Raw genomic sequence first — 1,491 nt, forward strand, 5'->3', positions numbered from 1 at the left:
GCCCCCGTTATGTTCTTCGCGGTCCTGCAAGAGGGCCGCTGGCCTCCGGGCCCGGCATGACTGTGTCCCCCTGTCCTCGATGACCTGGGGGGTGGTGTTCACCGGGCCCGAGAGGTGTTGTCGGAGACGCTGATGAGAGGTCCGGCCACCGTCCGGTCCGGTGCAATGCCGGACAGCTCGCGGACGGCAGGTCTGCATAACGTGGATGCGCGCGTACGACACCGATGCCCAGGCCAGCCGCACCGAAGGAGTTGAGAGCACGATGTTCGACACGGGCGACGTGGGCGTCTTCCTCGGCCTGGACGTCGGCAAGACCGCCCACCACGGCCACGGACTGACCCCGGCCGGCAAGAAGGTCTTCGACAAGCCCCTGCCCAACAGAGAGCCCAAACTGCGGGCCGTGTTCGACAAACTGGCCGCCAAGTTCGGCACGGTCCTGTTGATCGTGGACCAGCCCGCCTCGATCGGTGCCCTGCCGCTGACGGTCGCGAGGGATGCGGGCTGCAAGGTCGCCTACCTGCCCGGCCTGGCGATGCGGCGGATCGCCGACCTCTACCCGGGAGAAGCCAAGACCGACGCGAAGGACGCCGCGGTCATCGCGGACGCCGCCCGCACCATGCCGCATACTCTGCGCTCGCTGGAACTGACCGACGAGATCACCGCCGAACTGACCGTCCTGGTCGGCTTCGACCAGGACCTCGCCGCCGAGGCCACCCGCACCAGCAACCGCATACGCGGCCTGCTCACCCAGTTCCATCCCAGCCTCGAACGGGTCCTCGGCCCGCGCCTGGACCACCTGGCCGTCACCTGGCTCCTCGAACGCTACGGATCGCCGGCCGCTCTGCGAAAAGCCGGACGCCGCAGGCTCGTTGAAGTCATCCGGCCCAAAGCCCCGCGCATGGCTCAGCGGCTGATCGACGAGGTCTTCGACGCACTCGACGAGCAGACTGTCATCGTTCCCGGCACCGGCACCCTCGACATCGTGGTGCCGTCGCTGGCCCAGTCCCTGGCCGCAGTTCACGCCCAACGCCGGGCGATGGAGGCCCAGATCACGGCCTTGCTGGAGGAACACCCTCTTTCCCAGGTCCTGATCTCGATGCCGGGGATCGCGGTCAGGACCGCCGCAGTTCTGCTGGTCACCGTCGGCGACGGCACCAGCTTCCCCACCGCCGCCCACCTGGCCTCCTACGCCGGCCTCGCCCCCACGACCAAATCGTCGGGAACCTCGATCCGCGGCGAACACGCACCCAGAGGCGGCAACCGGCAGCTCAAGAGAGCCCTGTTCCTCTCCGCGTTCGCCGCCCTGCACGACCCCGTCTCCCGCGCCTACTACGACCGCTGCCGAGCCAGAGGAAAGACCCACACTCAGGCCCTCCTCCGCCTCGCCCGACAGCGCACCAGCGTGCTCTTCGCGATGCTCCGCGACGGCACCTTCTACGAACACCGACCCCCACGCCTCGCTTGGCCAAAGACATAGAGGCACCCCCCCCG

The 1,491-nt window shown here is 68.6% G+C and carries 1 protein-coding gene; it reads left to right on the plus strand.

Annotated features, from left to right (window positions below; translation table 11 throughout):
- Positions 1-262: 262 nt before the first annotated feature.
- Complete coding sequence (locus ACZ60E_RS45710; protein WP_469448222.1) at positions 263-1,477, plus strand: IS110 family RNA-guided transposase; 1,215 nt, start codon at positions 263-265, stop codon at positions 1,475-1,477.
- Positions 1,478-1,491: the final 14 nt, after the last annotated feature.

This window comes from Streptomyces sp. NPDC102514 (assembly GCF_055584525.1).

What these genes read in the sequence shown, in the direction of transcription:
- ACZ60E_RS45710 (WP_469448222.1), top strand. Translation starts at nt 263, where the DNA reads ATGTTCGACACGGGCGACGTGGGCGTCTTCCTCGGCCTGGACGTCGGC.